The 1,247-nt window shown below is 63.4% G+C and carries 1 protein-coding gene; it reads right to left on the reverse strand.

The window, feature by feature from the left end; genetic code table 11:
- Nucleotides 1-339 precede the first annotated feature (339 nt).
- Entirely contained in the window at nt 340-861 is a 522-nt protein-coding gene (locus tag NYO99_RS21320) for a hypothetical protein (RefSeq protein WP_268169304.1), read from the reverse strand.
- Nucleotides 862-1,247 lie beyond the last annotated feature (386 nt).

A 1,247-nucleotide genomic window follows, 5' to 3' on the forward strand; every position in this document is an offset into this window, starting at 1 on the left:
TCTAGGCCCCCCAAGGGGGGCGGAAAGACGCCCCCCAGGATGGCGCCGCCAGCCGCACAAGGCGGGAGATAGGGCTTTCGGGGGGACGTGTCTGGTCTAGATGGCGCGGCCACCAGGCGGCCAAATCGAACCGCTGGACCGCGAGCAGGCATCGCCAGCAGGCGGAGTGACACGGTCTAGACGGGGCCTAAGGCCGGCCCCGTACCCCTGCCATCTAGACCTGGCCGTAGGCATGTGGAGGTGTGGCCCCGGGGGGCGGGACGCCCCGGCCGACAGAGCCGAAGGCGACAGAGGCGAACCCCCCGGCTAGGGTTTTCCCGGGGGACTTTCCCCCCCGTATTACTGGACGGGGGGGCTATCCAGGCGCATCTGGCCGGCAGCTTCCAGCTCTTCACGGGCCTCGTGGTCGCTTTTGACCACCGACATGCCCCGAGCCTTCATTCGCTCCGCCAGAGCCTCGTTATGGCCCTTGGCGCTGCCTTTCCAGCCGAAAGATGGATTGAGCCGGTAGGTCGCGTTGCGACCTACCTTTGGGCCAGGCAGGACTACACCCAGCTCGATCAGCTTGCGCAGGCCACGAACGAAGTTCTGGCGCTGTAGACCCATTTCTTGCGCAGCGTCGGTCTGGTTCAGGTTGATCCAGTTTTCGAAATCGAGCTTCGCGAGCACGAAAAAAAGGACCCGGCTGGCTTCGCCACCAAGGTCAGCACGCGCCAGCTCAAGCATTGGGTTTTGACTCACAGCAACCCACCCCGTAGAGGAAAAACCGTTCTTGCGCTTTGGATAGATCACAGCCAAAGCCGCGCCATCAAGCATCTCGCCGGTCAACAAATCGACCTGGCCGACCATCATTTGAGCCATCTAAACCCGCCTCGACCTGAATCACCCATGATTCAAATTGAATCACAGGTGATTCAGGTCAGCAAGGTGTTTTCATAGAGAGAGTGCACCCCCCCTCTTCTGTTTCTCTTAGACCCCACCCCAGGGGCACACGCGCCCCGCAAATGGTGTGTGTTCTGAAGTGTCCTAGGAATAAATCTAGGCCGGCGCTCCGCGCCGGCGGCAGCGCGGCAGGCGCGCAAGCCACCTGCGCGGAGCGTGGCCAGGCTGCCTCACAGGGTCAATCTAGGCCCCCCAAGGGGGGCGGAAAGACGCCCCCCAGGATGGCGCCGCCAGCCGCACAAGGCGGGAGATAGGGCTTTCGGGGGGACGTGTCTGGTCTAGATGGCGCGGCCACCAGGCGGCCA

Origin of the sequence: Roseateles hydrophilus (assembly GCF_026712245.1) — a bacterium.
GTDB lineage: Bacteria > Pseudomonadota > Gammaproteobacteria > Burkholderiales > Burkholderiaceae_C > Pelomonas > Pelomonas hydrophilus.

Excerpts from the sequence above, each read along its gene's own strand:
- NYO99_RS21320 (WP_268169304.1), bottom strand. The coding sequence starts at position 861 with ATGGCTCAAATGATGGTCGGCCAGGTCGATTTGTTGACCGGCGAGATG.